The 23620-nt window shown below is 50.2% G+C and carries 26 protein-coding genes and 1 pseudogene; 13 read left to right on the forward strand and 14 right to left on the reverse strand.

What is annotated here, in order from left to right:
* Nucleotides 1-37: 37 nt before the first annotated feature.
* Together FHD02_RS18280 and FHD02_RS18285 are read right to left on the reverse strand one after the other, a co-directional pair.
* The gene (locus tag FHD02_RS18280) at nucleotides 38-661 is read right to left on the reverse strand and encodes a CDP-alcohol phosphatidyltransferase family protein (RefSeq protein ID WP_137350549.1); all 624 of its coding nucleotides are present in this window, start codon (nucleotides 659-661) and stop codon (nucleotides 38-40) included.
* Complete coding sequence (locus FHD02_RS18285) at nucleotides 654-1223, reverse strand: carboxymuconolactone decarboxylase family protein (RefSeq protein ID WP_220394160.1); 570 nt, start codon at nucleotides 1221-1223, stop codon at nucleotides 654-656. The genes FHD02_RS18280 and FHD02_RS18285 overlap by 8 nt, the downstream gene beginning before the upstream one ends.
* Nucleotides 1224-1302: 79 nt before the next feature.
* Here FHD02_RS18285 and FHD02_RS18290 point away from each other — a divergent pair, with 79 nt between their 5' ends.
* Nucleotides 1303-1716: a pyrimidine (deoxy)nucleoside triphosphate diphosphatase gene (locus FHD02_RS18290; RefSeq protein ID WP_174331227.1), complete on the forward strand. Its 414-nt coding sequence runs from the start codon at nucleotides 1303-1305 to the stop codon at nucleotides 1714-1716.
* On the opposite strand, the gene FHD02_RS18295 is transcribed toward FHD02_RS18290, so the two are convergent.
* A complete protein-coding gene (locus FHD02_RS18295; RefSeq protein WP_042308875.1) occupies nucleotides 1676-1951 on the reverse strand; it encodes a YnjH family protein in 276 nt (91 codons plus the stop codon). The genes FHD02_RS18290 and FHD02_RS18295 overlap by 41 nt on opposite strands.
* A gap of 237 nt (nucleotides 1952-2188) precedes the next feature.
* On the opposite strand from FHD02_RS18295, the gene gdhA reads away from it, so the two are divergent.
* Nucleotides 2189-3532: an NADP-specific glutamate dehydrogenase gene (gdhA, locus tag FHD02_RS18300; protein WP_137359988.1), complete on the forward strand. Its 1344-nt coding sequence runs from the start codon at nucleotides 2189-2191 to the stop codon at nucleotides 3530-3532.
* 89 nt (nucleotides 3533-3621) lie between these two features.
* Here the strand turns inward: gdhA and topB are convergent, their stop codons facing one another.
* The 3 genes from topB to FHD02_RS18315 all read right to left on the reverse strand — a co-directional run bounded on the left by topB (nucleotide 3622) and on the right by FHD02_RS18315 (nucleotide 7284).
* A complete protein-coding gene (topB, locus tag FHD02_RS18305; protein ID WP_137360101.1) occupies nucleotides 3622-5568 on the reverse strand; it encodes a DNA topoisomerase III in 1947 nt (648 codons plus the stop codon).
* Between the two features lie 4 nt (nucleotides 5569-5572).
* Nucleotides 5573-6616, reverse strand: coding sequence for a selenide, water dikinase SelD (selD, locus tag FHD02_RS18310; protein ID WP_061381471.1), 1044 nt, complete (start codon nucleotides 6614-6616; stop codon nucleotides 5573-5575).
* A gap of 116 nt (nucleotides 6617-6732) precedes the next feature.
* Nucleotides 6733-7284, reverse strand: coding sequence for an NAD(P)H nitroreductase (locus FHD02_RS18315; RefSeq protein ID WP_042308883.1), 552 nt, complete (start codon nucleotides 7282-7284; stop codon nucleotides 6733-6735).
* 174 nt (nucleotides 7285-7458) lie between these two features.
* Here FHD02_RS18315 and sppA point away from each other — a divergent pair, with 174 nt between their 5' ends.
* Nucleotides 7459-9315, forward strand: coding sequence for a signal peptide peptidase SppA (gene sppA, locus FHD02_RS18320; protein ID WP_042308885.1), 1857 nt, complete (start codon nucleotides 7459-7461; stop codon nucleotides 9313-9315).
* Here the strand turns inward: sppA and FHD02_RS18325 are convergent.
* Genes FHD02_RS18325 through FHD02_RS24450 form a run of 3 tightly spaced genes read right to left on the reverse strand, consistent with a single transcriptional unit; the run spans nucleotide 9312 to nucleotide 11349 of the window.
* Nucleotides 9312-10403, reverse strand: a complete 1092-nt coding sequence (locus FHD02_RS18325) for a GlxA family transcriptional regulator (protein WP_042308886.1) — start codon at nucleotides 10401-10403, stop codon at nucleotides 9312-9314. The two genes, sppA and FHD02_RS18325, sit on opposite strands and share 4 nt — an antisense overlap.
* Nucleotides 10400-10690 carry an EamA family transporter gene (locus FHD02_RS24445; RefSeq protein ID WP_255597368.1) on the reverse strand — a complete coding sequence of 97 codons (291 nt, stop codon included), beginning with the start codon at nucleotides 10688-10690 and terminating at the stop codon, nucleotides 10400-10402. Before FHD02_RS24445 ends, FHD02_RS18325 begins: the two co-directional genes overlap by 4 nt.
* Before the next feature lie 23 nt (nucleotides 10691-10713).
* Nucleotides 10714-11349: a DMT family transporter gene (locus tag FHD02_RS24450; protein ID WP_255597369.1), complete on the reverse strand. Its 636-nt coding sequence runs from the start codon at nucleotides 11347-11349 to the stop codon at nucleotides 10714-10716.
* Nucleotides 11350-11549: 200 nt separating this feature from the next.
* Here FHD02_RS24450 and ansA point away from each other — a divergent pair, with 200 nt between their 5' ends.
* The 6 genes from ansA to FHD02_RS18360 all read left to right on the forward strand — a co-directional run bounded on the left by ansA (nucleotide 11550) and on the right by FHD02_RS18360 (nucleotide 16858).
* Nucleotides 11550-12566 carry an asparaginase gene (gene ansA, locus FHD02_RS18335; protein ID WP_220394161.1) on the forward strand — a complete coding sequence of 339 codons (1017 nt, stop codon included), beginning with the start codon at nucleotides 11550-11552 and terminating at the stop codon, nucleotides 12564-12566.
* Between the two features lie 13 nt (nucleotides 12567-12579).
* Nucleotides 12580-13218: a bifunctional nicotinamidase/pyrazinamidase gene (pncA, locus tag FHD02_RS18340; protein ID WP_137359986.1), complete on the forward strand. Its 639-nt coding sequence runs from the start codon at nucleotides 12580-12582 to the stop codon at nucleotides 13216-13218.
* A gap of 266 nt (nucleotides 13219-13484) precedes the next feature.
* Nucleotides 13485-13820 (forward strand): Arm DNA-binding domain-containing protein, encoded by a 336-nt coding sequence (locus tag FHD02_RS18345; protein WP_170972895.1) that lies wholly within the window; start codon nucleotides 13485-13487, stop codon nucleotides 13818-13820.
* 176 nt (nucleotides 13821-13996) lie between these two features.
* Nucleotides 13997-14443: a hypothetical protein gene (locus FHD02_RS18350; RefSeq protein ID WP_137370813.1), complete on the forward strand. Its 447-nt coding sequence runs from the start codon at nucleotides 13997-13999 to the stop codon at nucleotides 14441-14443.
* A 155-nt stretch (nucleotides 14444-14598) separates the two neighbouring features.
* Nucleotides 14599-16470, forward strand: a complete 1872-nt coding sequence (locus tag FHD02_RS18355; protein ID WP_220394162.1) for a hypothetical protein — start codon at nucleotides 14599-14601, stop codon at nucleotides 16468-16470.
* Nucleotides 16442-16858, forward strand: coding sequence for a hypothetical protein (locus FHD02_RS18360; RefSeq protein WP_220394163.1), 417 nt, complete (start codon nucleotides 16442-16444; stop codon nucleotides 16856-16858). The genes FHD02_RS18355 and FHD02_RS18360 overlap by 29 nt, the downstream gene beginning before the upstream one ends.
* A gap of 39 nt (nucleotides 16859-16897) precedes the next feature.
* Here the strand turns inward: FHD02_RS18360 and FHD02_RS18365 are convergent.
* Nucleotides 16898-17475: pseudogene (locus FHD02_RS18365) on the reverse strand (serine hydrolase); the annotation flags it as partial.
* A gap of 141 nt (nucleotides 17476-17616) precedes the next feature.
* On the opposite strand from FHD02_RS18365, the gene FHD02_RS18370 reads away from it, so the two are divergent.
* Together FHD02_RS18370 and yajD are read left to right on the forward strand one after the other, a co-directional pair.
* A complete protein-coding gene (locus FHD02_RS18370) occupies nucleotides 17617-18870 on the forward strand; it encodes a glycoside hydrolase family 18 protein (protein ID WP_042308894.1) in 1254 nt (417 codons plus the stop codon).
* Between the two features lie 94 nt (nucleotides 18871-18964).
* On the forward strand, nucleotides 18965-19309 hold the full coding sequence (gene yajD / locus FHD02_RS18375; protein WP_003832478.1) for an HNH nuclease YajD: 345 nt from the start codon (nucleotides 18965-18967) through the stop codon (nucleotides 19307-19309).
* Nucleotides 19310-19352: 43 nt separating this feature from the next.
* On the opposite strand, the gene FHD02_RS18380 is transcribed toward yajD, so the two are convergent.
* Nucleotides 19353-19628, reverse strand: a complete 276-nt coding sequence (locus FHD02_RS18380) for a YeaC family protein (protein WP_079224512.1) — start codon at nucleotides 19626-19628, stop codon at nucleotides 19353-19355.
* Nucleotides 19629-19670: 42 nt separating this feature from the next.
* Nucleotides 19671-20084 (reverse strand): peptide-methionine (R)-S-oxide reductase MsrB, encoded by a 414-nt coding sequence (gene msrB / locus FHD02_RS18385; protein ID WP_006684886.1) that lies wholly within the window; start codon nucleotides 20082-20084, stop codon nucleotides 19671-19673.
* Nucleotides 20085-20425: 341 nt separating this feature from the next.
* Between msrB and gapA the strand changes: the two genes are divergently transcribed.
* Nucleotides 20426-21421 carry a glyceraldehyde-3-phosphate dehydrogenase gene (gapA, locus tag FHD02_RS18390; protein ID WP_003030697.1) on the forward strand — a complete coding sequence of 332 codons (996 nt, stop codon included), beginning with the start codon at nucleotides 20426-20428 and terminating at the stop codon, nucleotides 21419-21421.
* Nucleotides 21422-21689: 268 nt separating this feature from the next.
* Nucleotides 21690-22574, forward strand: coding sequence for a D-hexose-6-phosphate mutarotase (locus FHD02_RS18395; protein WP_220394164.1), 885 nt, complete (start codon nucleotides 21690-21692; stop codon nucleotides 22572-22574).
* Nucleotides 22575-22636: 62 nt separating this feature from the next.
* Here the strand turns inward: FHD02_RS18395 and FHD02_RS18400 are convergent, their stop codons facing one another.
* Both FHD02_RS18400 and FHD02_RS24455 read right to left on the reverse strand, forming a co-directional pair.
* Nucleotides 22637-23491 carry an aldo/keto reductase gene (locus tag FHD02_RS18400; RefSeq protein WP_220394165.1) on the reverse strand — a complete coding sequence of 285 codons (855 nt, stop codon included), beginning with the start codon at nucleotides 23489-23491 and terminating at the stop codon, nucleotides 22637-22639.
* 37 nt (nucleotides 23492-23528) lie between these two features.
* On the reverse strand, nucleotides 23529-23620 hold a 92-nt coding region (locus FHD02_RS24455; RefSeq protein WP_039391442.1), incomplete at its 5' end, for a hypothetical protein.

Here is a 23620-nt window from a genome sequence, read left to right on the forward strand (position 1 = left end):
ACCATTGCCGGATAAGCGCATCCGGCAACACAAGACATTACGCCTGACGCTGAACCGCTTTCAGCGTCACATATCCGCTCCAGATCCGAGTGAACGTCGTCATCCAGCACAGCGCGCCAAAGACCCACGCCAGCACGGCAAAAGATTCCGGGAACAAACAGCCCAAAACAAACAGCAAAATAGTCTCAGTGCCTTCGGTTAGCCCCCCCAGATAATAAAACGATTTATGCGCGTAGCCTGGGTTATCAATATCGTGTTTCGCTGCCAGGGCCGCGAAAGCGAGGAAGCTGCTGCCAGTGCCAATAAACGCAAACAACAGCCAGCCCCCAGCCAGTGCATTCTGCGCAGGTGCGGCAAGAATAAAACCAAACGGTACCAGGGCGTAAAACAGAAAATCGAGTGAGATATCGAGAAATCCTCCCGCGTCGGTTAGCCCTCTGCGCCGCGCCAGCGCCCCGTCCAGCCCGTCAAACAAGCGATTAAGCACAATGACCACCAGCGCCGCCAGATACCAGCCTAACGCCAGAAATGGCAGGGCCAATACGCCAATAGCAAAACCGACCAGCGTCAGGCCATCCGGGGTAATCGCAGGTTTATCAATAATGCCCACACAGCGATGCAACAGCGGTTTTAACCGTGGATGAAGATGACGGTCAAGCATGCGGGCGTCCTTTAAAACTGTCGCACAATCCTTGCGCAGGAATATCGAGGGCGGCATTAAAACGCGCCGAGAGATTTTGAAACGCAATCAGCGCGGTCATTTCAGTAATGACGTCATCGGTAAAATGCTGCTTCATTTGTGTTTTCAGCGCATCGTCAACCTGCGGTGGCGTGGCGGTCATCGCATCCGCATAGGCCAGCGCTATGCGCTCTTCTGCGTTAAACAGCGCTGATTCTTGCCAGTTGGCAACCTGCAAGACTTTATCCAGCGCGCCACAGCGTTCCGCCAGCCGTAAGCTGTTGGCATCAACACAGAAGGCGCAATGACATACCTGAGAAACGCGGGTCATTAACAATGCGCGCATCACCGGCGTTAAGCGCGCCTTTTTACGCTCCAGAAACCCGACAAACAGCGCCACCAGCCAGAACAGAAACGGCATCCGCCCCCACCAGCGCGTGGGATGCAGCACATCGCCATAATGTTTTTTCTGCGTCGCGACGAGCGGTTGCAAACTGGAGGGAATACGCGTTAACGGACTTACCCACGAGTGAGGATCGTTCAACGATGACTCCTGAATACTTTAGATAACTCAAAGATAAATATAGTATGTCATTTTCTGCTGTTAGATCTTGATGAATATGATGAAAACCCTCGACGTGGTCGCCGCTATCATTGAACGTGATGGCAAAATTTTACTGGCTCAGCGTTCGCCGGATGCGGATCAGCCAGGCATGTGGGAATTTGCTGGCGGTAAAGTTGAGTCGGGCGAAAGTCAGCCTCAGGCTCTGGTGCGTGAACTGCGTGAAGAATTAGGCATTGACGCAGTCGTTGGGCGCTATATCGCCAGCCATCAACGTGAGGTTTCGGACCGGCTGATTCATTTACATGCCTGGCATGTACCGTCTTTTCAGGGAGAACTGAATGCGTATGAACACCAGGATATGGTCTGGTGTTCACCCGAAGAGGCGCGGCGTTATCCGCTGGCGCCTGCCGATATCCCGCTGTTAGAAGCCTTTATTCTTTTACGCGCCGCCAGACCAGCGGATTCGTGCTGATCGTTTTATCATCGCGTTGGCACTGAAGCAGCACACCATCCGCTTTGATCACCGCCCCTTCGGAATAGTTTTGATCCTGATAAATACAGCACTGACTACAAGGCTGCGCTCGCTGCCCGCTGGAACTGAACACTTCCGGCGGCACATTCACCTGCACATCCGGGCGATAAAGCTGATTTGCCAGCGTCGCGCTGGACACCAATACCAACGCTACTGCCATGATTAAACGGCGCATATTCTTTCCTTTGTGACTGACAGTTATGCTCAGTATAACGGTATAAATCGGCAGAAACTTTAGTCCCTCCCGTCATCGTTTTTGGTTATGACCCACGCCACGATATTAATTTACTTAGCGGGGTTAATTTTTTCTTGCGTCCCGTCACGCTGCTGGTGGTATAGTCAAAAACTGCAAAACACTTAACACAAATATCAAAAATATAACCATATCAATACATAAGAGGTTTTTATATCTATGGATCAGACATGTTCTCTGGAGTCGTTTCTTAACCATGTACAAAAGCGCGACCCAAACCAAACCGAGTTCGCGCAAGCCGTTCGTGAGGTAATGACGACACTGTGGCCCTTCCTTGAGCAAAACCCACGTTATCGCCAAATGTCGCTGCTGGAGCGTCTGGTTGAGCCGGAGCGCGTGATCCAGTTCCGCGTAGTCTGGCTCGACGATCGTAATCAGGTACAGGTTAACCGTGCGTGGCGCGTGCAGTTTAGCTCCGCCATTGGCCCATACAAAGGCGGTATGCGTTTCCACCCTTCCGTAAACCTGTCGATCCTGAAATTCCTCGGCTTCGAGCAGACCTTTAAAAATGCCCTCACCACGCTGCCGATGGGCGGTGGTAAAGGCGGGAGTGACTTCGACCCGAAAGGTAAAAGCGAAGGTGAAGTGATGCGTTTCTGCCAGGCACTGATGACCGAACTGTTCCGCCATTTAGGTCCTGATACCGACGTCCCGGCGGGCGATATCGGCGTGGGTGGTCGTGAAGTCGGCTTTATGGCCGGGATGATGAAAAAACTGTCCAACAACAGCGCCTGCGTCTTTACCGGTAAAGGTCTCTCTTTCGGCGGCAGCCTGATTCGCCCGGAAGCAACCGGCTATGGTCTGGTGTACTTCACCGAAGCGATGCTTAAACGTCATGGCCTCAGCTTTGAAGGCATGCGCGTGGCGGTCTCTGGCTCCGGCAACGTTGCACAATTCGCCATTGAAAAAGCCATGGAATTTGGCGCCCGGGTGGTGACCGCCTCCGACTCCAGCGGTACCGTGGTCGACGAAAGTGGATTTACCAAAGAAAAACTGGCGCGTCTGTGCGCGATCAAAGACAGCCGTGACGGTCGCGTGGCGGATTACGCCCGTGAGTTTGGTCTGACCTATCTGGATGGCAAACAGCCGTGGTCGGTTCCGGTCGATATCGCCCTGCCGTGCGCCACCCAGAACGAACTTGATGTCGACGCGGCACGCGTACTGATCGCCAACGGCGTGAAAGCGGTCGCCGAAGGGGCAAACATGCCGACCACCATCGAAGCCACCGACCTGTTCCTCGAAGCGGGCGTACTGTTCGCGCCGGGTAAAGCCGCCAACGCCGGTGGCGTAGCGACCTCCGGGCTGGAAATGGCGCAAAACGCCGCACGTCTGGGCTGGAAAGCGGAGAAAGTGGACGCGCGTCTGCACCACATCATGCTGGATATTCACCATGCCTGCGTTGAATACGGCGGCGAAAGCAAACAAACCAACTATGTACGTGGCGCCAACATCGCGGGCTTCGTGAAGGTTGCCGACGCGATGCTGGGCCAGGGTGTGATTTAATATTGTCTCTGTAGAACCGTAGGCCGGATAAGGCACGGGGGCTGCATCCGGCAAAGCCTGATGGTGCTACGCTTATCAGGCCTACAGACTTACACGCCTGCCTCTTCGGATGGCGGGCTTTTTTTCGCCGGGCGTTTACGCGGCGCGCTCTTTTTCTTATCGCCACCACTGCCACCCGGCGCGACAATTCCCCGGAAGCGCCGTACCGGCGTACTGCGCGCCTGATCGATGAGCTGATACAGCGTTCCCACCAGCGGCTGCATGAAATCCTGATAACGACACTGTTTTTCGCTGATTTGGGTCAGAATAGATTCCCAGTGCGCGGTCATATCCGGACGCGTCGCCATTTCCGGCAGCGAGTGAAACAGCGCTTTTCCGGCATCGGTGGAATGGATATAGCGCCCTTTTTTCACCAGGAATCCGCGCTTGAACAGCAGCTCGATAATCCCGGCGCGCGTCGCTTCCGTACCTAATCCATCCGTGGCGCGTAGGATCTTTTTCAGATCTTTATCCTGCACAAAGCGCGCAATCCCGGTCATCGCTGACAGCAGCGTCGCGTCGGTAAAATGGCGTGGCGGCTGAGTCTGACGTTCAACCACTTCGCCTTTTTCGCACAGCAATTCATCATCTTTAGCCACCACCGGCAACGGCGTTCCGTCGTTATCTTCATCGCGCTCTTTGTTGCCAAGCAGCGTGCGCCATCCAGCCTCCGCCAGAAAACGCGCTTTGGCGACAAACTTGCCTTTGGCAATATCCAGCTCAATAACGCACTTACGGAAGACCGCATCCGCACAAAACTGCATCAGATACTGACGGGCAATCAGGTTGTAAATTTTCGCTTCGTTGTCATTCAGGTTGATGGACGAACTGCGTGCGGTAGGAATGATGGCATGGTGGGCATCCACTTTTTTATCATCCCAACAGCGGTTTCGCATATCGGGATTTACCGCCGGTTGCGGGAGCAGATCCGGCGCATGAACGCTAATCGCGTTCATTACCGCATGACGTCCGGCAAAATGTTCTTCCGGCAGATAACGGCTATCCGAACGTGGATAGGTGATCAGTTTATGGGTTTCATACAGCTTCTGGCAGATATCCAGAACGTTCTGCGCACTCAAGCCAAAGCGTTTCGCCGCTTCAATCTGCAACGCCGACAGCGAAAACGGCAGCGGCGCGGATTCTGATTCCCGTTTATCGTTATAGCTGGTGACGAGCGCCGGCTGGCCGTTAATACGTTTCACCACGTGTTCGGCCAGCGTACGATTCAGCAAGCGCCCCTCTTCGTCCTGATACGGCTCACATGCTTCGCTGGGCTGCCAGATAGCGGTAAACCGCTCGTCGGCGGGCGTCACGATATGCGCTTTCACTTCAAAGAAATCTTTGGCGACGAAGTTTTCAATCTCTTCATCGCGACGCACAACCAGGCCGAGCACCGGCGTCTGTACGCGCCCGACCGAGAGCACACCCTGATAGCCTGCGTTTCGCCCAAGAATGGTGTAAGCACGGGTCATATTGATGCCGTACAGCCAGTCTGCCCGCGCCCGCGCCAGGGCCGACACGCACAGCGGGATGAACTCACTGTTGGCCCGCAGTCGCTCAATAGCCCGTTCAACGGCCTGCGGGTTGAGGTCGTTAATCAGACAACGTTGCACCTGCTGGCGCTTTTCGGGAGCCAGTTGCAGGTAATCCAGCACTTCATCCACCAGCAGTTGTCCTTCACGATCGGGGTCTCCTGCGTGAATAACCTCGCTGGCTTCATGTAAAAAGCGCTTGATAACATTGAGCTGTTTGGTCACCGAAGGACGTGGCTGCAGTTGCCACTTTTCCGGGACAATCGGCAGATCGACCAGACTCCAGCGCGCATAACGGCTGTCGTAGGCGTCTGGCTGCGCCTGTTCAAGCAGGTGACCAATACACCAGGTCACCACTTGTCCGTTTCCGCATTCAATAAAGCCGTCACCTTTGCGATGCGGCTTTGGCAGCACATCGGCGATAGCGCGCGCCAGACTCGGTTTTTCGGCAATAAACAACCGCATCGAGTTAACGGATCTCAACCATGGCGCGACCGCCACGAGCTTCCACTAACTCACCAATCGCAGTGAGATCGATACCAAACTGCGCCGCTGCCGCTTTCACTTCGGCTTCCGCTTCCGGCGTTACCGCCAGCAGCAAACCGCCGGAAGTTTGCGGATCGCAGAGCAGGTCGCGAACCGGCTGCGGCATTTCACCCATCAGGTGTCCGTAGCTGGCAAAGTTACGCTGGGTACCGCCCGGCACCGCGCCCTGCGCGATGTACTCTTCAACGCCAGGAAGCTTAGGAATATCCTGGTAGACAATCTGCGCCTGAACGCCTGCGCCCTGACACATCTCGCTCAGATGTCCCAGCAGACCAAAACCGGTAACGTCGGTCATGGCTTTCACGCCCTCGATATCGGCAAATGCCGCACCGGCAATGTTCATCCGACACATCACTTCCGTCGCCAGCCCAATATGTTCGTCCTTCAGCAGCGATTTTTTCTCTGCGGTAGTCAGGACGCCAATGCCCAAAGGTTTGGTCAGGAACAGCTTGCATCCCGCCTCGGCAGTACTGTTTTTCTTCACGCGTTCAGTCGGTACAACGCCGGTAACCGCAAGACCGAAGATAGGCTCCGGGGCATCGATAGAGTGACCGCCCGCCAGCGCGATACCCGCCTGACGGCAGGCAAAGCGTCCGCCTTCGGTCACTTCGCGGGCGATTTCCGGCGCCAGCTTATCAAGCGGCCAGCCCAGAATAGCAATTGCCATAATCGGTTTGCCGCCCATAGCAAAAATATCGCTGATGGCGTTGGTGGCGGCAATACGGCCAAAATCAAACGGATTATCGACAATCGGCATAAAGAAATCGGTAGTGCTGATAACGCTGGTGCCATTACCCAAATCGTAGACAGCTGCGTCATCGCGGGTTTCATTACCCACGAGTAAGTTTGGATCAACGAACTTCGCCTGCTCGCTGTGCAGGATGGTTTCCAGCACTTTAGGGGAAATTTTACAACCGCAACCGGCTCCGTGGCTGTATTGCGTTAAACGAATAGCTTGCTCGCTCATGGACATCTCCTGTCATTGCAATTCGGATATGGTAGCGCTCATTCCATGATGTGGTAAGAGTGACTGTCTGAATTCAGGTGTCTTTGCTCATAATCCAGACAGTTTTGCCGTTGATATCAGAAATAACGAACAAAAGCGCTCGGATCGGCCAGGTTAATGGTCGTGGACGCTTTTAGCTGCGGCGTACCCAAATAGAGAAAACCGACGATCTTATCCTGCGGGCGGCAGTCAAACGCTTCGCGCACTTCCGCGCTTTCCGTTAATGCGCCGCTACGCCATATGCCGCCAAAGCCCTGGGCAACAGCGGCCATCTGCATGGCCATTACCGCGCAACCGGCAGACATTTCCTGTTCCCACAGCGGAACCTTGTCGTTTTCTTCACATTTCGCGACGACGGTAATGATCAGCGGGGCGCGAAACGGCGCCGTCCGCGCTTTTTCCTGAGCTTTCTCGTCGCTGCCTGCGGCAATAGCGCCTTTTTCAAGCACGGCGCTAAAGCGTTCGCGCCCTTCACCCTCAATGACAAAGAATTGCCACGGTTGCAGCGTTTTGTGGTCTGGCGCGCGCATTCCCGCCCGCAGAATGTTTTGCAGTTGCTCTCCCGCCGGTGCCGGTTCGACAAGACGAGAAGCGCTACGACGGGTGATGAGTAATTCGAGTGCATCCATTTGTTTAACTCCAACAATGAGATTTATTCACAAAATTAACACGTGAGCGGATTTTGTTACAGCACAGGCGGTGATTCCTGCTGACAAGTGCCCGTCGGGTCATTACGATAGCCACATCTTAACGCCTTTTTCGGGATAACCGGGTGGCGTGTTGTTAATCGGTAGGGAGAATACATGCGAACCCTGTGGCGATTTATTGCCGGATTTTTTAAATGGACATGGCGATTACTCAATTTCGTCCGTGAATTAGTGCTTAACCTGTTCTTTATCTTTTTGGTGCTGGTTGGCGTGGGGATCTGGATGCAGGTCAGTAGCAGCAACACCAGTGAACATGCTGAACGTGGCGCACTGCTGCTGGATATCTCGGGCGTGATTGTCGACAAACCTTCGAGCACCAGCCGCTTGAGCGTCATTGGCCGTCAACTGTTTGGCGCCAGTTCTGACCGACTGCAGGAAAACTCCCTGTTTGATATCGTGAATACCATTCGCCAGGCGAAAGATGACCGCAACATCACCGGCATCGTGATGGATTTGAAAAACTTTGCCGGGGCCGACCAGCCTTCAATGCAGTACATCGGTAAAGCGCTGCGGGAATTCCGCGACAGCGGCAAACCGGTCTTTGCCGTGGGCGATAACTTCAGCCAGGGGCAATATTACCTCGCCAGTTTTGCCAACAAAATTTACCTTTCCCCACAGGGGTCCGTTGATCTGCATGGTTTTGCCACTAACGGTCTGTACTACAAGTCCCTGCTGGATAAACTGAAAGTCTCAACGCACGTGTTCCGCGTCGGTACCTATAAGTCTGCGGTAGAACCCTTCATCCGCGATGATATGTCCCCTGCCGCGCGCGAGGCCGATAGCCGCTGGATCGGCGAGCTGTGGCAGAACTATCTCGATACAGTAGCCGCAAACCGTCAGATCCCAGCCCAGCAGGTGTTCCCCGGCGCGCAGGCGATGTTGGACGGTTTGACAAAAGTCGAGGGTGATACCGCAAAATACGCGCTCGACAACAAACTGGTGGATGCTCTTGCCTCCAGTGCCGAAGTCGAAAAAATACTGACCAAACAGTTCGGCTGGAGCAAAGCGGATAAAAACTTCCGCGCCGTCAGCTACTACGATTACTCACTGAAAACCCCGGCGGATACCGGTGAGAGCATTGGCGTCATCTTCGCGAATGGCGCGATTATGGACGGTGAAGAAACCCCAGGGAATGTGGGCGGCGACACCACTGCCGCACAGATCCGCGAAGCGCGTCTTGATCCGAAGGTAAAAGCCATTGTTTTGCGAGTGAACAGTCCTGGCGGCAGTGTCAGCGCCTCTGAAGTGATCCGCGCTGAACTGGCTGCGGCTAAAGCGGCGGGCAAACCGGTCGTCGTGTCGATGGGCGGCATGGCGGCATCAGGCGGGTACTGGATCTCCACGCCAGCCAGTTACATTGTGGCTAACCCCAGCACGCTGACCGGTTCAATCGGGATCTTTGGTGTGATTAACACCGTGGAGAACAGTCTGGATTCCATTGGCGTACATACCGACGGCGTAGCCACTTCCCCGCTGGCGGACATTTCCATCACCAAAGCGTTACCGCCTGAAGTGCAGCAAATGATGCAGCTGAGCATCGAGAACGGCTATAAGCGCTTTATCACACTGGTCGCGGATGCACGTAAGACAACGCCAGAGCAGATTGACAAAATCGCTCAAGGCCACGTCTGGACCGGCCAGGATGCGAAAGCCAACGGTCTGGTCGACAGTCTGGGTGATTTTGACGACGCCGTCGCGAAAGCGGCTGAACTGGCCAAACTGAAACAATGGCACATTGAGTATTACCAGGACGAACCCACATTCGTGGATATGGTCATGGACAGTATGTCAGGTTCGGTTCGCGCCATGCTGCCCGCCGCCATTCAGGCAATGCTTCCGGCTCCGCTGGCTTCTGCGGCAAGTACGGTAAAAGCTGAAACCGATAAGCTGGCCGCGTTTAACGATCCGCAAAACCGCTATGCGTTTTGCCTGACCTGCGCCAACGTTCGTTAACTGTCAAATGCTGCCCCGGATGGGGCAGCATTGATTCGGGTATTCCGACAGTCCCCAGGCGTACAGCCAAATTCCCGACTAAACATGCGAATAAAGTGCGCGCAGTCGCTAAACCCCAGACGCAGCGCAATCTCCGTTACGCTCTCTCCAGAATTTATCAACAGCCAATGGGCATAGCGCAATCGGGCGCTACGGATAAACTCCCCCGGTGACTGAGAGAACTCAGCATTAAACAACCGGGTCAACTGCCGTGGACTCAGATTGACTTCTGAGGCAAGCCATTGGGTTGAGATAGGTTTAACCAACCCTTTCTCAATCAAAAATACGGCCTTACGTAAGCGGCTATCGCTCACATGCGTAAAGCCTATCGCTCTGGAAACCGCCACGGAAGTGCCGTCTATTCGGTTAGGCACTGACATCTGGAAAATGGCTTTTGTGGCTCTATCGGGGCCACAGTGCCGACGAATAAGCTCCGTCGCCAGCCCGATCGTTGAGATACCGCCCGGGCAAGTCAGTATCCCCTTTTCTTCATGGAAATCGACGCCGGTTCGGGCGGTCAACAGAGGAAATTGCGCCTTAAAATCGTTCAGATGCCAGGGATGGACCGCCGCAGTTAATCCCTGTAGAAAACCCTCCTGCGCCAGAACAAAGCTGCCCGTACAAACACCGACCAGCGGGATATTCCGCTGACGGGCAAGATGCAGGTAACGCCGCGCGGCAGGGTCCGCTTTTGCCATACTGCGCAATAGCCCACCGATCACCACGATATAATCGAACTGCTCCGGGGCAACAAATGCGCTATCCGGCATCATCGCCATGCCCGAACTGCTTAAAACAGGCTGTTCTGGCGTAGCGCTCATCAGACGCCAGGAACAGCGGATCTTCTGGCTGTCATCCCCCATATCCGCCGCGTGACGCAGCGCATCCGTCAACCCCGCCAGTGCCAGTAAAGGAAATTCAGGCCACAGTACAATCCCGACATTTAATTGCGGCCTGAGGGGCATCGCTGTCTGGTTCGCATCAATGGCGGTGATAATATCGCGATCTGCTTTTCCACCTGGGGGCAACGTAATGTTGTATTTCTTCACTTCAGGCTCCGGTTTAAACCCGGGCGATGGCGCAAAATTGCCCGGGACGGTAATGAAACACAAAGCAATCCTGTCAGTATCAACAGCGCCCCTACGATAAACGCAGGCTGTAGAGATTCTCCCAGAAACATCACGCCGGCGATAATCCCCATCGCAGGCGTCATCAGAACCAGCGTTCCCAGCGAAGCAACATGATAATTACGCAGCAGAGTAAACCAGATTAGATAGCTTGAAAATGCGACGACCAGCGTCTGGAAAGTCAGACTAGCAATCAATGTCGAGGTCATAAGTATCGTCGTTTCACCCAGCATCAAACCAATAAGCAATAAGCAATAAGCAATAACACAATACCGGTGATAGCGAGTTGATAAAACAACGTACACGATGAAGGAATGGTGGCGAGACGACTGCAGCGAATCACGACGCTGGACGTTCCCCAGGCAATGCCCGCAAACAGCCCGCACAAATCGCCTGCCAGACTCCACTGCGTATTCCCGTCATGCGCAACCCACATCACGGCGACGGCAATCCCGAAAAAGGCGATGCCCAGCCCGCACCACTGCAGGCGACTCAGGCGTTCCTCAGGCAAAATAATATGTAACCCGACAGCGGAAAACAACGGCGCGGTGTACAGATAAAGCGCCATATGAGAAGCAGTCGTCAGCGTTATTCCGACAGAAACCAACACGAACTCAAGCGCAAAAAGCAGCCCAACGATAGTACCCATTCTGGCAATACTGCGCTCACGCAGGCGGCCAAATATATTATCCCGGCGGTGAAAAAGCAGTCCAATCAGCAGCGCGGCGATTGCAGAACGAAAGCCCACCTGAAGAAACGGCGACATATCATCAGCCGCAGATTTAATCGCAACCTGTTGACTACCCCAGACACCGCAAATCACCACCATCAGCAAAATAGCGGCATTATCAATTCTCTTTCTGATCATTTCTCGATCCGTAAAAGTACGCGTAAAAGAAGGTCGATACTGTAGGACTGAGGGGGGAGAACCACACTGTATAATCGGGACAACGCACTGAACGTAAATGACATATTGATCAGACAACCGGTATGCGTCATTTGCGCTGTCTTTTTTCAGGAGGGACTTTATACTGCGCCTGTTTATGCACAACTTAATCTGTGACGCCCATGCAAAAGAAATCGATTTACGTTGCCTATACCGGCGGTACCATTGGTATGCAGCGCTCAGAACAGGGTTATATTCCTGTGTCCGGCCATCTCCAGCGTCAGCTGGCACTGATGCCTGAATTCCACCGCCCAGAGATGCCTGACTTTACCATCCACGAATACGTCCCGCTGATGGATTCCTCCGACATGACGCCAGAAGACTGGCAGCATATTGCGGAAGACATTAAAGCGCACTACGACGATTACGATGGTTTTGTCATTCTGCACGGTACAGACACCATGGCGTTTACCGCTTCGGCGCTCTCTTTCATGCTGGAGAATCTCGGTAAACCGGTCATTGTGACAGGGTCACAAATTCCGCTGGCAGAATTACGCTCCGATGGACAAATTAATTTGCTGAATGCGCTCTACGTTGCAGCGAATTATCCGATCAACGAAGTGACCCTGTTCTTCAATAATCGACTGTTTCGCGGCAACCGTACCACCAAAGCGCACGCTGATGGTTTTGACGCCTTTGCCTCACCCAATCTTGCCCCATTACTGGAAGCCGGGATCCATATCCGTCGACTGGGAACACCACCAGCGCCCCACGGTACGGGCGAGTTGATTGTTCACCCTATCACGCCCCAACCGATTGGCGTGGTCACCATTTATCCTGGGATCTCTGCCGATGTGGTACGCAACTTCTTGCGCCAGCCGGTTAAAGCGTTAATTTTGCGCTCTTACGGCGTGGGCAATGCGCCACAAAATAAAGAGTTTCTGCAAGAGCTAGAAGATGCCAGCTCACGCGGCATCGTGGTGGTTAACCTTACGCAGTGTATGTCTGGCAAGGTGAACATGGGCGGTTATGCGACGGGGAACGCGCTGGCGCATGCTGGCGTTATCGGCGGCGCGGATATGACGGTCGAAGCAACCCTCACCAAACTGCACTATTTGCTGAGTCAGGGGCTGGATACGCAGAGCATTCGTCAAGCAATGTCGCAAAATCTGCGTGGCGAGCTCACCCCAGACGAATAAAGGAGTCTATGCCATGGCCCGAGCCTTACTGTTGGTCGATTTACAAAATGACTTTTGTGCTGGCGGCGCCCTCGCCGTCCCGCAAGGTGACAGCACAATCGATATTGCCAACCGCATGATCGACTGGTGTGCATCACGCGGTGACAGCGTCGTCGCCAGTCTGGACTGGCATCCAGCTAATCATGGTAGTTTTGCCAGCCAGCACCAGGTCGCGCCTTACAGTCAGGGGCAACTGGATGGCCTGCCGCAGACGTTCTGGCCCGATCATTGTGTGCAAAACAGCGAAGGGGCTGCCCTGCATCCTCTGCTGAACCAGCGCGCGATAGCGCAAACGTTCACTAAGGGCGAAAACCCGCTGGTCGACAGTTATAGTGCGTTTTTTGATAATGGTCGTCGTCAGGCAACCGCACTGAACGCATGGCTGCTCGAACATCGCGTTGCCGAGCTTGTTATCATGGGTCTGGCTACCGATTATTGCGTCAAATTTACCGTTCTGGATGCGCTCGATCTGGGCTACGCCGTCAGCGTCATCACCGACGGTTGTCGTGGCGTCAATATTCACCCACAGGACAGCGCAAACGCTTTTATGGAAATGTCGGCGGCGGGTGCGACTTTGTATACGCTGGATGACTGGCTGGAAACCCAACGTTAATGTTTTACCTGATGGCGACATAAACTGCATATCATTCCCACTCAAATGGCATAATTACTCAATTTTGTAGGCCGTACAAGGCCTACATCATTCAAAATCATTGACTACAATTTAATCGCAAAATTAATCATAACACCATGATTTTACGATTTATTTAACAGTTGTGAAATCTCAAATACGTGCATACGATTTTACAGTAACAGCACGCACAACATCATCCGATGTTATGCAGACTGTATGCAATCGTTACGCAAAGGAGAAACAACATGTGGTTAAGCGATAGCGTTATAAAAAACCTTAAAGCTACTGACCAATCTTACTACGTTTTTAGAAAAGATGGGACTCGCGGAACAGGGCGTCTCGGGATCAAGTTTTTTCCATCAGGGCGAAAATCTTTTGTCTATCGCTTCCAGTTAGACGGTAAACGTAAATTAATAACATTGGGGGATTGTCCTCATTACACTCTAGATCAGGCTAGCCAGCGCTACGCTGAGTTAGCAGGGATGACGCACAAAGGAAGAACTGAAAATTTCGTTAAGAAAATGAGCTATGGAACATTAAGAGAGATATTTGCGGCTTTTATCGTATACAAAGGAAGATAGGGACAGAGAAGTACTGCTAACGAAGGTATTTGCACATGTGGTCAACAACCTTTTGAACTAGCGCATGCAAAAAAAGCTTATATGACACTGATAATAATAAACTAACCATTTCGAAAGAATTTACTAAATTAAATAGGAATAATGTTGTATACATTTGCGAATCGGCTAAAAAAATATTGGACGGACAAGCGAAGAAATATCCTGATAGTGATTTCTTTTTTCCGAACAAAAATTACGAAAAACAACTAAATGCCTATAATACCAAAATAAAAAAAGATCCGCTTAATCGTGCATTAAAGCCTACAATTGGGTTAAGATCTTCATATTGGTCAGCACCATTGAATAACTTCGCCAAAAAACATTTGGAGTCAATTTTTTCAATGCGTGATATAAGAAGAACTTTTAAAATATTATCAGGAGTGCTTCATTTTACTCAGAATGAGAAAGATATTGTTAATCAGCATGCAAATAAAAGCATAGGCAAGAAACATTATGATAGATACGATTACATTGTTGAAAAACGTGAGACAACAATAAAATGGGAGAAAGCAATGCATATACTGCTAGCAAATGATGGGATTACTGAGATTCAATTGATAATTGAGAAGGAACGAGAGATTTAAATTATTGAGCGAATGAATCGCTTGTGTAATATTCACAACCTGAATCTTCATATTAAAGATTCAGGTTTTTTTTGAAGTTTGAGATTAACATCACAATAAAAGTAATAAAAATAGTCTGATATCAAACTTTGATACTATATGTGAGAGCTTAAATTATGAGCTTTTTTGATAGACGTTCTGAAGGGTTTTTATTATCGCCGGGAGATCAAACGAGTTGTGGTGGATTTATATTAAGGGGTAAGGAGTGCCATACTGTCGAAGGAATGGCAATAGCATATGAAATGGATGAGTATGTATGTGGAGTAAATGGCAGAACATATAAAATAAAAGGTGGCGTACCGAAAGGTTCATGGATTGAAAGAGAGAAGGGTTTATTTCGTCGAACAAGCCTAAGTTCCTGGGATAGTGATATTGATTCGGAGGGTCGAAAAATAGAATCACCATCATCAAGGATAAAGCGACTCAAAGAAGAAACATCTTTGTACAGGCGTCAATCCGATTATCTTCGGGGTTCTGAAAACATAAATGAACGTAGTAGATTTGTCGGAAGCGCGGGGGGAACGATAAACCTGAGAAAAAGAATAATCCTTAAGAATGAAAAAGAAGATATTTTTTCGCATAGAACATCTAATTTCCGATTCCGCACCAGAATAAGTAATGAATTATATAATCATTACTTAAAAATGGGTCGTGATATGTCTCAATACGAGACAGAAATCATATGCCTGCTGGCAGGTTCAGCACACAGCAGAGGTACATGTCCTTGCCAATGTCGATTTATACCCCATTTGAATATTACCTACAGATATGATGATTATATTTTAGCAAGCTATGAAGCAGCAAACAGGCCTCAAAATTCAACACCACCAGTTCGCGCAACAAGACAAATTTCAAAGTCGAGACAATCAGTTGAACCGGGCTTTTGTGTAGTACCAGAATTGACGACACCAAAATCTTATGAATGTGAATTAATGGTTAGTCCACCATCAGGAGTAAAAGAGTTATATCATCAGTTGAATCCAGAAAAAAAGAAAAAGCCCGGTTCAATTTTAGTTGTTGCTGATCCACTATCCCAGTCACCTGAAAAAATTGCGGAAGTACAAACAGCAAGGGACAGAATTGATAAAGCACTTGAACCACTGACTACTGAGGAAGCCAAATTACTGTATGAAAACAGAACCCCAATAGAGATATTTTCATCTAATATATACAGCGATGCTTTAGGACAAAGCGGGGATATTTTTGGTTATATAAAGGATGCTGGCGTAGGTTATTATGAAGAAATAAATAAAATACTAAACGAAATTCAGGATCTTTATAAAAAAACATATAACCAAAATTCTGGTCGCATTTCTGGAGAGGAATTTTTTGGTCAGCGAGAAAGATTATTTAAAAAATTAGATGGTATATTGAATAAATTTTCAAAAGAGCAATTGAATTTAAAACAATACGAACAAATAAAAGACGCATTGGGTTTATCCACCAAATCCATTATGCATAAGTGGGATCAAACAGGTGTGAAAGATATTGAAGGTTATGCAAGCTACATAGAAAAATCTGCCAAACTGATGAAAATAATGAGAACAACAGGCTATGTAGGTATTGGCCTTGACTTTGCCAGCTATACAACAAATGTGTATGACGCATGCGCGAAGGGACGAGAAAGCGAATGTCGAAAAGCCGCAATAACGGAGTATAGTAAATTTGGCGCTAAACAGGTAGTGGGTATTGCTGCGGGAGGTGCCGCTGGACCAGCAGCAAGGGCAATCTGTATGTGGGCATTGGGGCTTGTCACATCAGAAGTAGGTGCGATCGGTGCGGGACTATGCCTGGTAACAGGAATCGGTACGGGAATTGTAGCTGGAAAAGTAGCAGAGAAAGAAGGTGAAGGATGGGGGGAGTTTTGGGGAAAAACTATTAATAATGCGATAGATAATAATCCTGATAAATTAACCCATTCCCCCGACACGTTTAATGAAGAATCAGGGATGCTAATATATGAAAAACTTTTTGATAGAAAACTTTGATAATATAAGATTTTTATTTATTACGGCTATTTTATTTAGTTTTTCTGTATTAGTATTTGTTTCATATATAATTAATAAAGATAGCTATGAAAAAATCGTGAAATTATATGAGGGAAAATTTGACCATTTACCTCTGACTGCGCGTATGGCAAGGGGGGCAAGTTTGATTGGTTCCCCGGCTGCATATTATGCAAAAATTGGTTTTATAATGGGTAGCTTAATATTTCCATATAATCGTGTTACAAATCATGATATGAGCGTGGAAGGATATAGATTTATTCGCAGTCTACCTGGTTATCTGATTACAGGTTTTAGGGTGGAAGCTGCCACTTGGCTCATATTGACTATACTAATATCTGGTTTGATTTTTATTGAAAATATAGTGTGAATTTAAAGAAGGGACTTTATCAGAGTCCCTTCTTTAATTTTATTTCAATGCCCCATAAATTTGATCAACAATCCAGCCATACGTAGCAGCAGGTAATAACCCACTCACAAAAACATTTGGATTCACTTTAGGATCTGCAACTGGCGAATGTGGCCTGTTACCTAAAATCACAATAGCCATATGGTTTACCGGATCGATCGACGTTAACGTTGCGGTCCATCCGGTATAACCATACGTTTCCGAACTGGCTAACACACCAAACGTTGGCGTCATCGATGAGTTGCCGTTTACACGCCCCCCAGACCAAACGTAACGTCTTCTGGCGAACTGTGCGTAAACTCCCTGACGGTTGCCTTATCGAACAATTTAACGTTGCCATAGCCGCCTCCATTCAGCATAACCTGCATCAACACAGCCATATCGCTTGTGTTAGAAAACAATCCAGCGTGGCCTGATACACCGCCCATTGAGTACAAGGCTTTTTCATCATGTACCTGGCCCCATATCGTACTTGTGCGGATGTTAGGAAAACTGATTACTCCATCGCGAGTATTACCATTTAACTCTGTTGCAGCAATTTGCTATTGCGTAAAACCTTCAATAAGTTGATTAAACACATTGGTATACCGCTTCTCCAGCACGCCGTGAACCCCTTCGCATTTTTCCTGTTATTGAACTGTTAATCTGCAAGAGCTGTTTTTTTCGCCACGCCATTTCCGTGGCGTGTTTACTTGTTTAAATGTCAAAGAGGAACACCGATGAAACTATTGCCTTTGTTGGCAGCATTCCCCCTGCTCTGCGCCAGCGTTGTTTCCGCCAATTCACTGATGTCAGTTGGTTACTTTAATGGTGGCGGCGATGTCACTGCCGGTCCTGGTGGCGATATCAATAAACTGGATGTGCGCCAGATAACCCACCTCAACTATTCGTTTGGTCTGATCTACAACAACGAAAAAGACGAAACCAATGCCGCCTTAAAAGACGCCAGCAAGCTGCATCAGATTTGGCTTTCAGAGAAGGTGCAGGCTGATTTGCAGAAAATCCCGGAACTGCGTAAGCAGAACCCGAATCTGAAAGTTCTGCTTTCTGTTGGGGGCTGGGGTGCGCGTGGATTCTCAGGCGCGGCGGCGACGAAAGAAACACGTGCAGTATTCATTCAGTCTGTGCAGGAGATCATTGAGAAATACGGTCTGGATGGCATCGACCTCGACTGGGAATATCCGGTCAATGGCGCCTGGGGACTGGTCGAAAGCCAACCAACCGACCGCGCTAACTTTACCGCGCTGTTAAAAGAGCTTCGGGCAGCATTGGGGCACAAAAAGCTACTGACCATTGCCGTGGGCGCGAATGCGGAAAGTCCGAAAAGTTGGGTGGATGTGAAAGCCATTGCGCCATCACTCGACTATATCAATCTGATGACCTATGACATGGCCTACGGCACTCAATATTTCAACTCAAACCTGTATGATTCGACGAAATGGCCGACGGTCGCCGCCGCTGATAAGTACAGTGCTGACTTTGTGGTTAATAACTATCTCGCCGCCGGGTTAAAGCCGAGCCAGATGAATCTGGGTATTGGTTTTTATGGACGCGTGCCAAAACGCGCTGTTGAACCGGGAATTGACTGGAGCAAACCTGACGCGCAGAAGAATCCTGCCACCCAACCCTATTTCGAAGCAGCACAAATTGCGTTGTTCAAATCACTGGGCGTCGATCTGAGCAAAGATACCTATGTGAAGTACAACGATATCGTGGCAAAGCTGATCAACGATCCGCAGAAGCGCTTTAGCCAGCATTGGGATGATGAGGCGAAAGTACCGTGGCTGTCGGTACAGTCAGCAGACGGGAAAACGCTCTTTGCCCTCTCCTATGAAAACCCGCGCTCGGTGGCGATCAAAGCCGACTACATCAAGAGTAAGGGGCTGGGAGGCGCTATGTTCTGGGAATACGGTGCGGATGACAACAATCAACTGGCTAAGCAGTTGGCTGATTCATTAGGCATCAAACACTGATCCCAACGCCTGACACAATAGGTTATGATTACCGAATTCCGCTGCGCCAGCCTTTGGCGCAGCTCTTCATTTTCTATTGGAGGCATGAGCTTTTATGGCTTTTATCCCTAAAAATTACGCCCGTCTGGAAGTTGGTTACCGGGAAAAAGCGCTTAAGCTCTTCCCCTGGGTCTGCGGACGCTGTTCCCGTGAGTTTGTCTATTCAAATTTGCGCGAGTTGACGGTACACCATATCGATCACGATCACTCCAATAACCCGGAAGATGGTAGCAACTGGGAAATGTTGTGCTTGTATTGCCACGATCACGAACATTCCAAATATACAGAAGCGGATCAGTATGGCTCAACGGTGGTTGCCGGCGAAGATGCGCAGAAGGCTGTCGGCGAAGCTAAATATAATCCATTTGCCGATCTGAAGGCGATGATGAACAAAAAATAACAGCGACAGCGGGCCCGACATCGTGACTGCCGGGCCAGGATTCTCAGGATTTGAACGTTGCTATAGGCTCAGGCGTAATACCAAATTCGACTTTTAGCTGCTGCTTGCTCTTCATCACCATCTCACCGTTGGTATCAATCGTCATATGCTGCGCATCAACGTTGTTGCGCGCCTGCCATAACATCACCAGCTGTAAGCTGTTCTCTTTTTGTTCCGCCGTTAGCGCTACGCCATCCGGCCATTTTCCGAGTTCAACGGCGGTAGATAAGCGCTGATAAACTTCCGGCGTCATGCTGTTGATCATCTCATCAAGATTCATGTTAAATCCACTCTCCGTAGAATAATTTGCTGAATCGTTTCTTCAACCCTTAATTTGCTCACCGTTTTCGCCATCGGTAAAGTTCAAAGAGGCTGAGTTAACGCAGTAGCGCTCACCGGTAGGTTTTGGGCCATCCGGGAAGACGTGTCCCAGGTGCGCATCACAATTCCCACAGCGGATTTCAATGCGCTGCATACCATGCGAGGTATCTTTTATGTAACGGATAGCCTCTTCGCTCACAGGCTCGTAAAAGCTGGGCCAGCCGCAGCCAGAGTCATATTTTGTCTCGGAACGAAATAGCGGTTTATCGCAGATCAAACAGTGGTAGATGCCGTCACGCTTGTTATGCAGCAAACGCCCGGTAAATGGCGGTTCTGTCCCGTGATTTTGCGTCACGTAGAACTGCATTTCTGTTAAATTTTTTTTCAGTTCTTCTGGAGAAGGTTGATTAGCCATTTGCTCACATCTCGCTTTATCTAAACTCACATCACGAGACAGATTCTAACAAAACATTAACACCGGAGTGCGAACTTTTGTTCTAAACTTGATCCTTGCGAAATGGCAGCCTGCAATTCGTGATCATAATCACGTTTTTATCTTGATTGCCCTTTAAAATTCGGGCCGCCGACCCCATGTGGTTTCAAGCCCAAAGGAAGAGTGAGGCGAGTCAGTTGCGCAAAGCTTAGGCAGCAGATTGATTTGTCGCAATGATTGACACGATTCCGCTTGACGCTGCGTAAGGTTTTTGTAATTTTACAGGCAACCTTTTATTCACTAACAAATAGCTGGTGGAATATATGACTATCAAAGTAGGTATCAACGGTTTTGGCCGTATCGGTCGCATTGTTTTCCGTGCTGCTCAAGAACGCTCTGACATCGAGATCGTTGCAATCAACGACCTGTTAGACGCTGACTACATGGCTTACATGCTGAAATATGACTCCACTCACGGCCGTTTCAACGGTACCGTTGAAGTGAAAGACGGTCATCTGATCGTAAACGGTAAAAAAATCCGTGTTACCGCTGAACGTGATCCGGCTAACCTGAAATGGGACGAAGTTGGTGTTGACGTAGTAGCTGAAGCTACTGGCCTGTTCCTGACAGATGAAACCGCTCGTAAGCACATCACTGCTGGCGCGAAAAAAGTGGTTCTGACTGGTCCGTCCAAAGATAACACTCCGATGTTTGTTAAAGGCGCTAACTTTGACAAATACGAAGGTCAGGACATCGTTTCTAACGCTTCCTGCACCACTAACTGCCTGGCTCCGCTGGCTAAAGTTATCAACGACAACTTCGGCATCATCGAAGGTCTGATGACTACTGTTCACGCGACCACCGCTACTCAGAAAACCGTTGATGGCCCGTCTCACAAAGACTGGCGCGGCGGCCGCGGCGCATCCCAGAACATCATCCCGTCCTCTACCGGTGCTGCTAAAGCTGTAGGTAAAGTACTGCCAGAACTGAACGGCAAACTGACTGGTATGGCGTTCCGCGTTCCTACCCCGAACGTATCCGTTGTTGATCTGACCGTTCGTCTGGAAAAAGCTGCTTCTTACGAAGAAATTAAGAAAGCAATCAAAGCTGCTTCCGAAGGCCCGATGAAAGGCGTTCTGGGTTACACCGAAGACGACGTAGTATCTACCGATTTCAACGGTGAAGTTTGCACTTCCGTGTTCGATGCTAAAGCAGGTATCGCACTGAACGACAACTTCGTGAAACTGGTATCCTGGTACGACAACGAAACCGGCTACTCCAACAAAGTTCTGGATCTGATTGCTCACATCTCCAAATAAGTTGAGATGAAACAGTAATCTGTAAGAGCGACTATGGTCGCTCTTTTTTTTGCCTGAAGATACCCGTCATACTTCGAGTTGCAGGTGTGTTGGCTACGCTCTCTCACCCGAATCACTTACTACAGTAAGCTCATCGGGGTGAATCAGGGACATCCATGTCCCTGACCGAAGGCAACCTTTGGTTGTTCAAATTCGTTCCTGACGAATTTGTCGTTCACTTGCCGCCGTCCTGCAACCCGAATTATTTAGGGTTAAAAAGGATTGCGTAATGATTAATAAAATTTTTGCACTTCCGGTAGTCGAACAAATTGCCCCGGTCCTCTCCCGCCGTCAGCTTGATGAGCTTGAGGTCATTGTTGTCGATCACCCGCAGGTTAAAGCCTCTTTTGCGCTGCAGGGCGCACATCTTCTTTCCTGGAAACCAAACGGTGAAGAAGAAGTCCTGTGGTTAAGTAACAATACGCCGTTTAAAACCGGTGTTGCGCTGCGTGGCGGCGTACCGATTTGCTGGCCGTGGTTTGGCCCTGCCGCTCAGCCTGGCCTACCGTCTCATGGTTTTGCCCGTAACCTGCCATGGACGCTGAAAGCGCATAACGAAGACGAGAATGGTGTAGTTCTGACGTTCGAACTGCAAAGTAGCACTGAAACGAGTCAGCTTTGGCCGCACGAGTTCTGTCTGCTGGCCCGGTTCAAAGTGGGCGCCACCTGCGAGATGGAGCTGGAAGCGCACGGTGAGTTTGAAACCACCTCCGCGCTGCATACCTATTTCAATGTGGGTGATATTGCGGCAGTGAAAGTCAGCGGTCTTGGCGATCGTCTGATCGATAAAGTGAATGATGCCAAAGAAGACGTACTGGCTGATGGTATCCAGACCTTCCCGGACCGTACCGATCGTGTCTATCTGAATCCGGAAGCATGCAGCGTCATTCATGATGATGCGCTGAATCGCAATATTGACGTAATCCACCACCACCATCTGAATGTCGTGGGCTGGAACCCAGGCCCGGCGCTGTCTGTCAGCATGGGCGACATGCCGGATGACGGCTACAAAACGTTTGTTTGCGTAGAAACGGCTTACGCCACGGCACCGCAGAAAACCACCGAAGAAAAACCGTCTCGTCTGGCACAAACGATTCGTGTTGCTAAACGCTAAGATCGTGTTAGTTGCCTGATAGTGTTTGCGCCGTCAAGCAACTCAGCACGCCATGCGGCAAATCAGGCCATATCCAGCGCCGTTTTACCTTTTGGCGCCGGATATGCCTTATCTAACTGCTTCAGCTCATCGGCAGAGAGCCTTATCTCCAGTGCCGCGGCGTTCTGTTCGACATGCGCCACGTTTGCGGCTTTTGGAATGGCCATCACCCCCGGAAGACGAATAACCCATGCCAGCAAAATCTGCGCAGCGCTGGCATTGTGGGCGCGCGCAATGCCATTGACCACTGGGTTAGAAAGCAAGTTCCCCCGGAGCCGCCCTGCCTGAGCCAGCGGACTGTAGGCCATAACCGGCATCTGCTGTTGCTGGCACCATGGCAGTAAATCATATTCAATGCCGCGCGATGCTAAATGATAGAGCACCTGATTAGTTGCACACTGCCGTCCACCCGCAACCTGCCATAATGCCTGCATATCATCGTAATCGAGATTAGAGACGCCCCAGCGGCGGATTTTCCCCTGCGCGATGAGTATTTCCATAGCGTCGACGGTGTCAGCAAATGAAAAGTCTCCCGTCCAGTGCAACAAATAGAGGTCCAAATAATCGGTTTTCAGACGACGCAGACTGGCTTCGCAAGCGGCGATCGCTTTCTGACCCGCGGCATTCCATGGGTAAACCTTCGAGACTAAGAAAGCGCTATCACGCCGACCGGCCAGCGCCTCGCCAACAACCTCTTCCGCTGCACCATCTGCGTACATTTCGGCTGTATCAATCAATCTCAGGCCCAGATCCAGCCCAGCTCGTAACGCGGCAACTTCATCCTTGCGTCGACCAGGATCTTCGCCCATATACCATGTCCCCTGCCCAATAGCAGGCAGCGATACCTGCTCCGTAAACATCACCTGTTTCGCTGTCATCGTACCCCCCTGTGTTAAATAGCTGCGCCTAATACCGCTACACTTTTGCCTGGCCATGTTTTCCTCCGGGGAATGGGCTGGCGGTTTCCATAAAATGGCGGACCTTTTTCAGTAACTGCCACATTGAGC

The sequence above is a fragment of the Citrobacter sp. EC_71 genome (assembly GCF_019584005.1).
GTDB classification, from domain to species: domain Bacteria; phylum Pseudomonadota; class Gammaproteobacteria; order Enterobacterales; family Enterobacteriaceae; genus Citrobacter; species Citrobacter werkmanii.

Bases quoted from the DNA above. Each gene is read 5' to 3' on its own strand.
- FHD02_RS18370 (WP_042308894.1), top strand. From the start codon at position 17,617: ATGAAACTATTGCCTTTGTTGGCAGCATTCCCCCTGCTCTGCGCCAGC.
- sppA (WP_042308885.1), top strand. From the start codon at position 7,459: ATGCGAACCCTGTGGCGATTTATTGCCGGATTTTTTAAATGGACATGG.
- FHD02_RS18400 (WP_220394165.1), bottom strand. From the start codon at position 23,491: ATGACAGCGAAACAGGTGATGTTTACGGAGCAGGTATCGCTGCCTGCT.
- yajD (WP_003832478.1), top strand. From the start codon at position 18,965: ATGGCTTTTATCCCTAAAAATTACGCCCGTCTGGAAGTTGGTTACCGG.
- FHD02_RS18395 (WP_220394164.1), top strand. From the start codon at position 21,690: ATGATTAATAAAATTTTTGCACTTCCGGTAGTCGAACAAATTGCCCCG.
- FHD02_RS18360 (WP_220394163.1), top strand. From the start codon at position 16,442: ATGAAAAACTTTTTGATAGAAAACTTTGATAATATAAGATTTTTATTT.
- gdhA (WP_137359988.1), top strand. From the start codon at position 2,189: ATGGATCAGACATGTTCTCTGGAGTCGTTTCTTAACCATGTACAAAAG.
- topB (WP_137360101.1), bottom strand. From the start codon at position 5,568: ATGCGGTTGTTTATTGCCGAAAAACCGAGTCTGGCGCGCGCTATCGCC.
- FHD02_RS18295 (WP_042308875.1), bottom strand. From the start codon at position 1,951: ATGCGCCGTTTAATCATGGCAGTAGCGTTGGTATTGGTGTCCAGCGCG.
- FHD02_RS24445 (WP_255597368.1), bottom strand. From the start codon at position 10,690: ATGACCTCGACATTGATTGCTAGTCTGACTTTCCAGACGCTGGTCGTC.
- gapA (WP_003030697.1), top strand. From the start codon at position 20,426: ATGACTATCAAAGTAGGTATCAACGGTTTTGGCCGTATCGGTCGCATT.
- pncA (WP_137359986.1), top strand. From the start codon at position 12,580: ATGGCCCGAGCCTTACTGTTGGTCGATTTACAAAATGACTTTTGTGCT.
- FHD02_RS18355 (WP_220394162.1), top strand. From the start codon at position 14,599: ATGAGCTTTTTTGATAGACGTTCTGAAGGGTTTTTATTATCGCCGGGA.
- FHD02_RS24450 (WP_255597369.1), bottom strand. From the start codon at position 11,349: ATGATCAGAAAGAGAATTGATAATGCCGCTATTTTGCTGATGGTGGTG.
- selD (WP_061381471.1), bottom strand. From the start codon at position 6,616: ATGAGCGAGCAAGCTATTCGTTTAACGCAATACAGCCACGGAGCCGGT.
- FHD02_RS18280 (WP_137350549.1), bottom strand. From the start codon at position 661: ATGCTTGACCGTCATCTTCATCCACGGTTAAAACCGCTGTTGCATCGC.
- FHD02_RS18290 (WP_174331227.1), top strand. From the start codon at position 1,303: ATGAAAACCCTCGACGTGGTCGCCGCTATCATTGAACGTGATGGCAAA.
- ansA (WP_220394161.1), top strand. From the start codon at position 11,550: ATGCAAAAGAAATCGATTTACGTTGCCTATACCGGCGGTACCATTGGT.
- FHD02_RS18315 (WP_042308883.1), bottom strand. From the start codon at position 7,284: ATGGATGCACTCGAATTACTCATCACCCGTCGTAGCGCTTCTCGTCTT.
- FHD02_RS18380 (WP_079224512.1), bottom strand. From the start codon at position 19,628: ATGAATCTTGATGAGATGATCAACAGCATGACGCCGGAAGTTTATCAG.
- FHD02_RS18345 (WP_170972895.1), top strand. From the start codon at position 13,485: ATGTGGTTAAGCGATAGCGTTATAAAAAACCTTAAAGCTACTGACCAA.
- msrB (WP_006684886.1), bottom strand. From the start codon at position 20,084: ATGGCTAATCAACCTTCTCCAGAAGAACTGAAAAAAAATTTAACAGAA.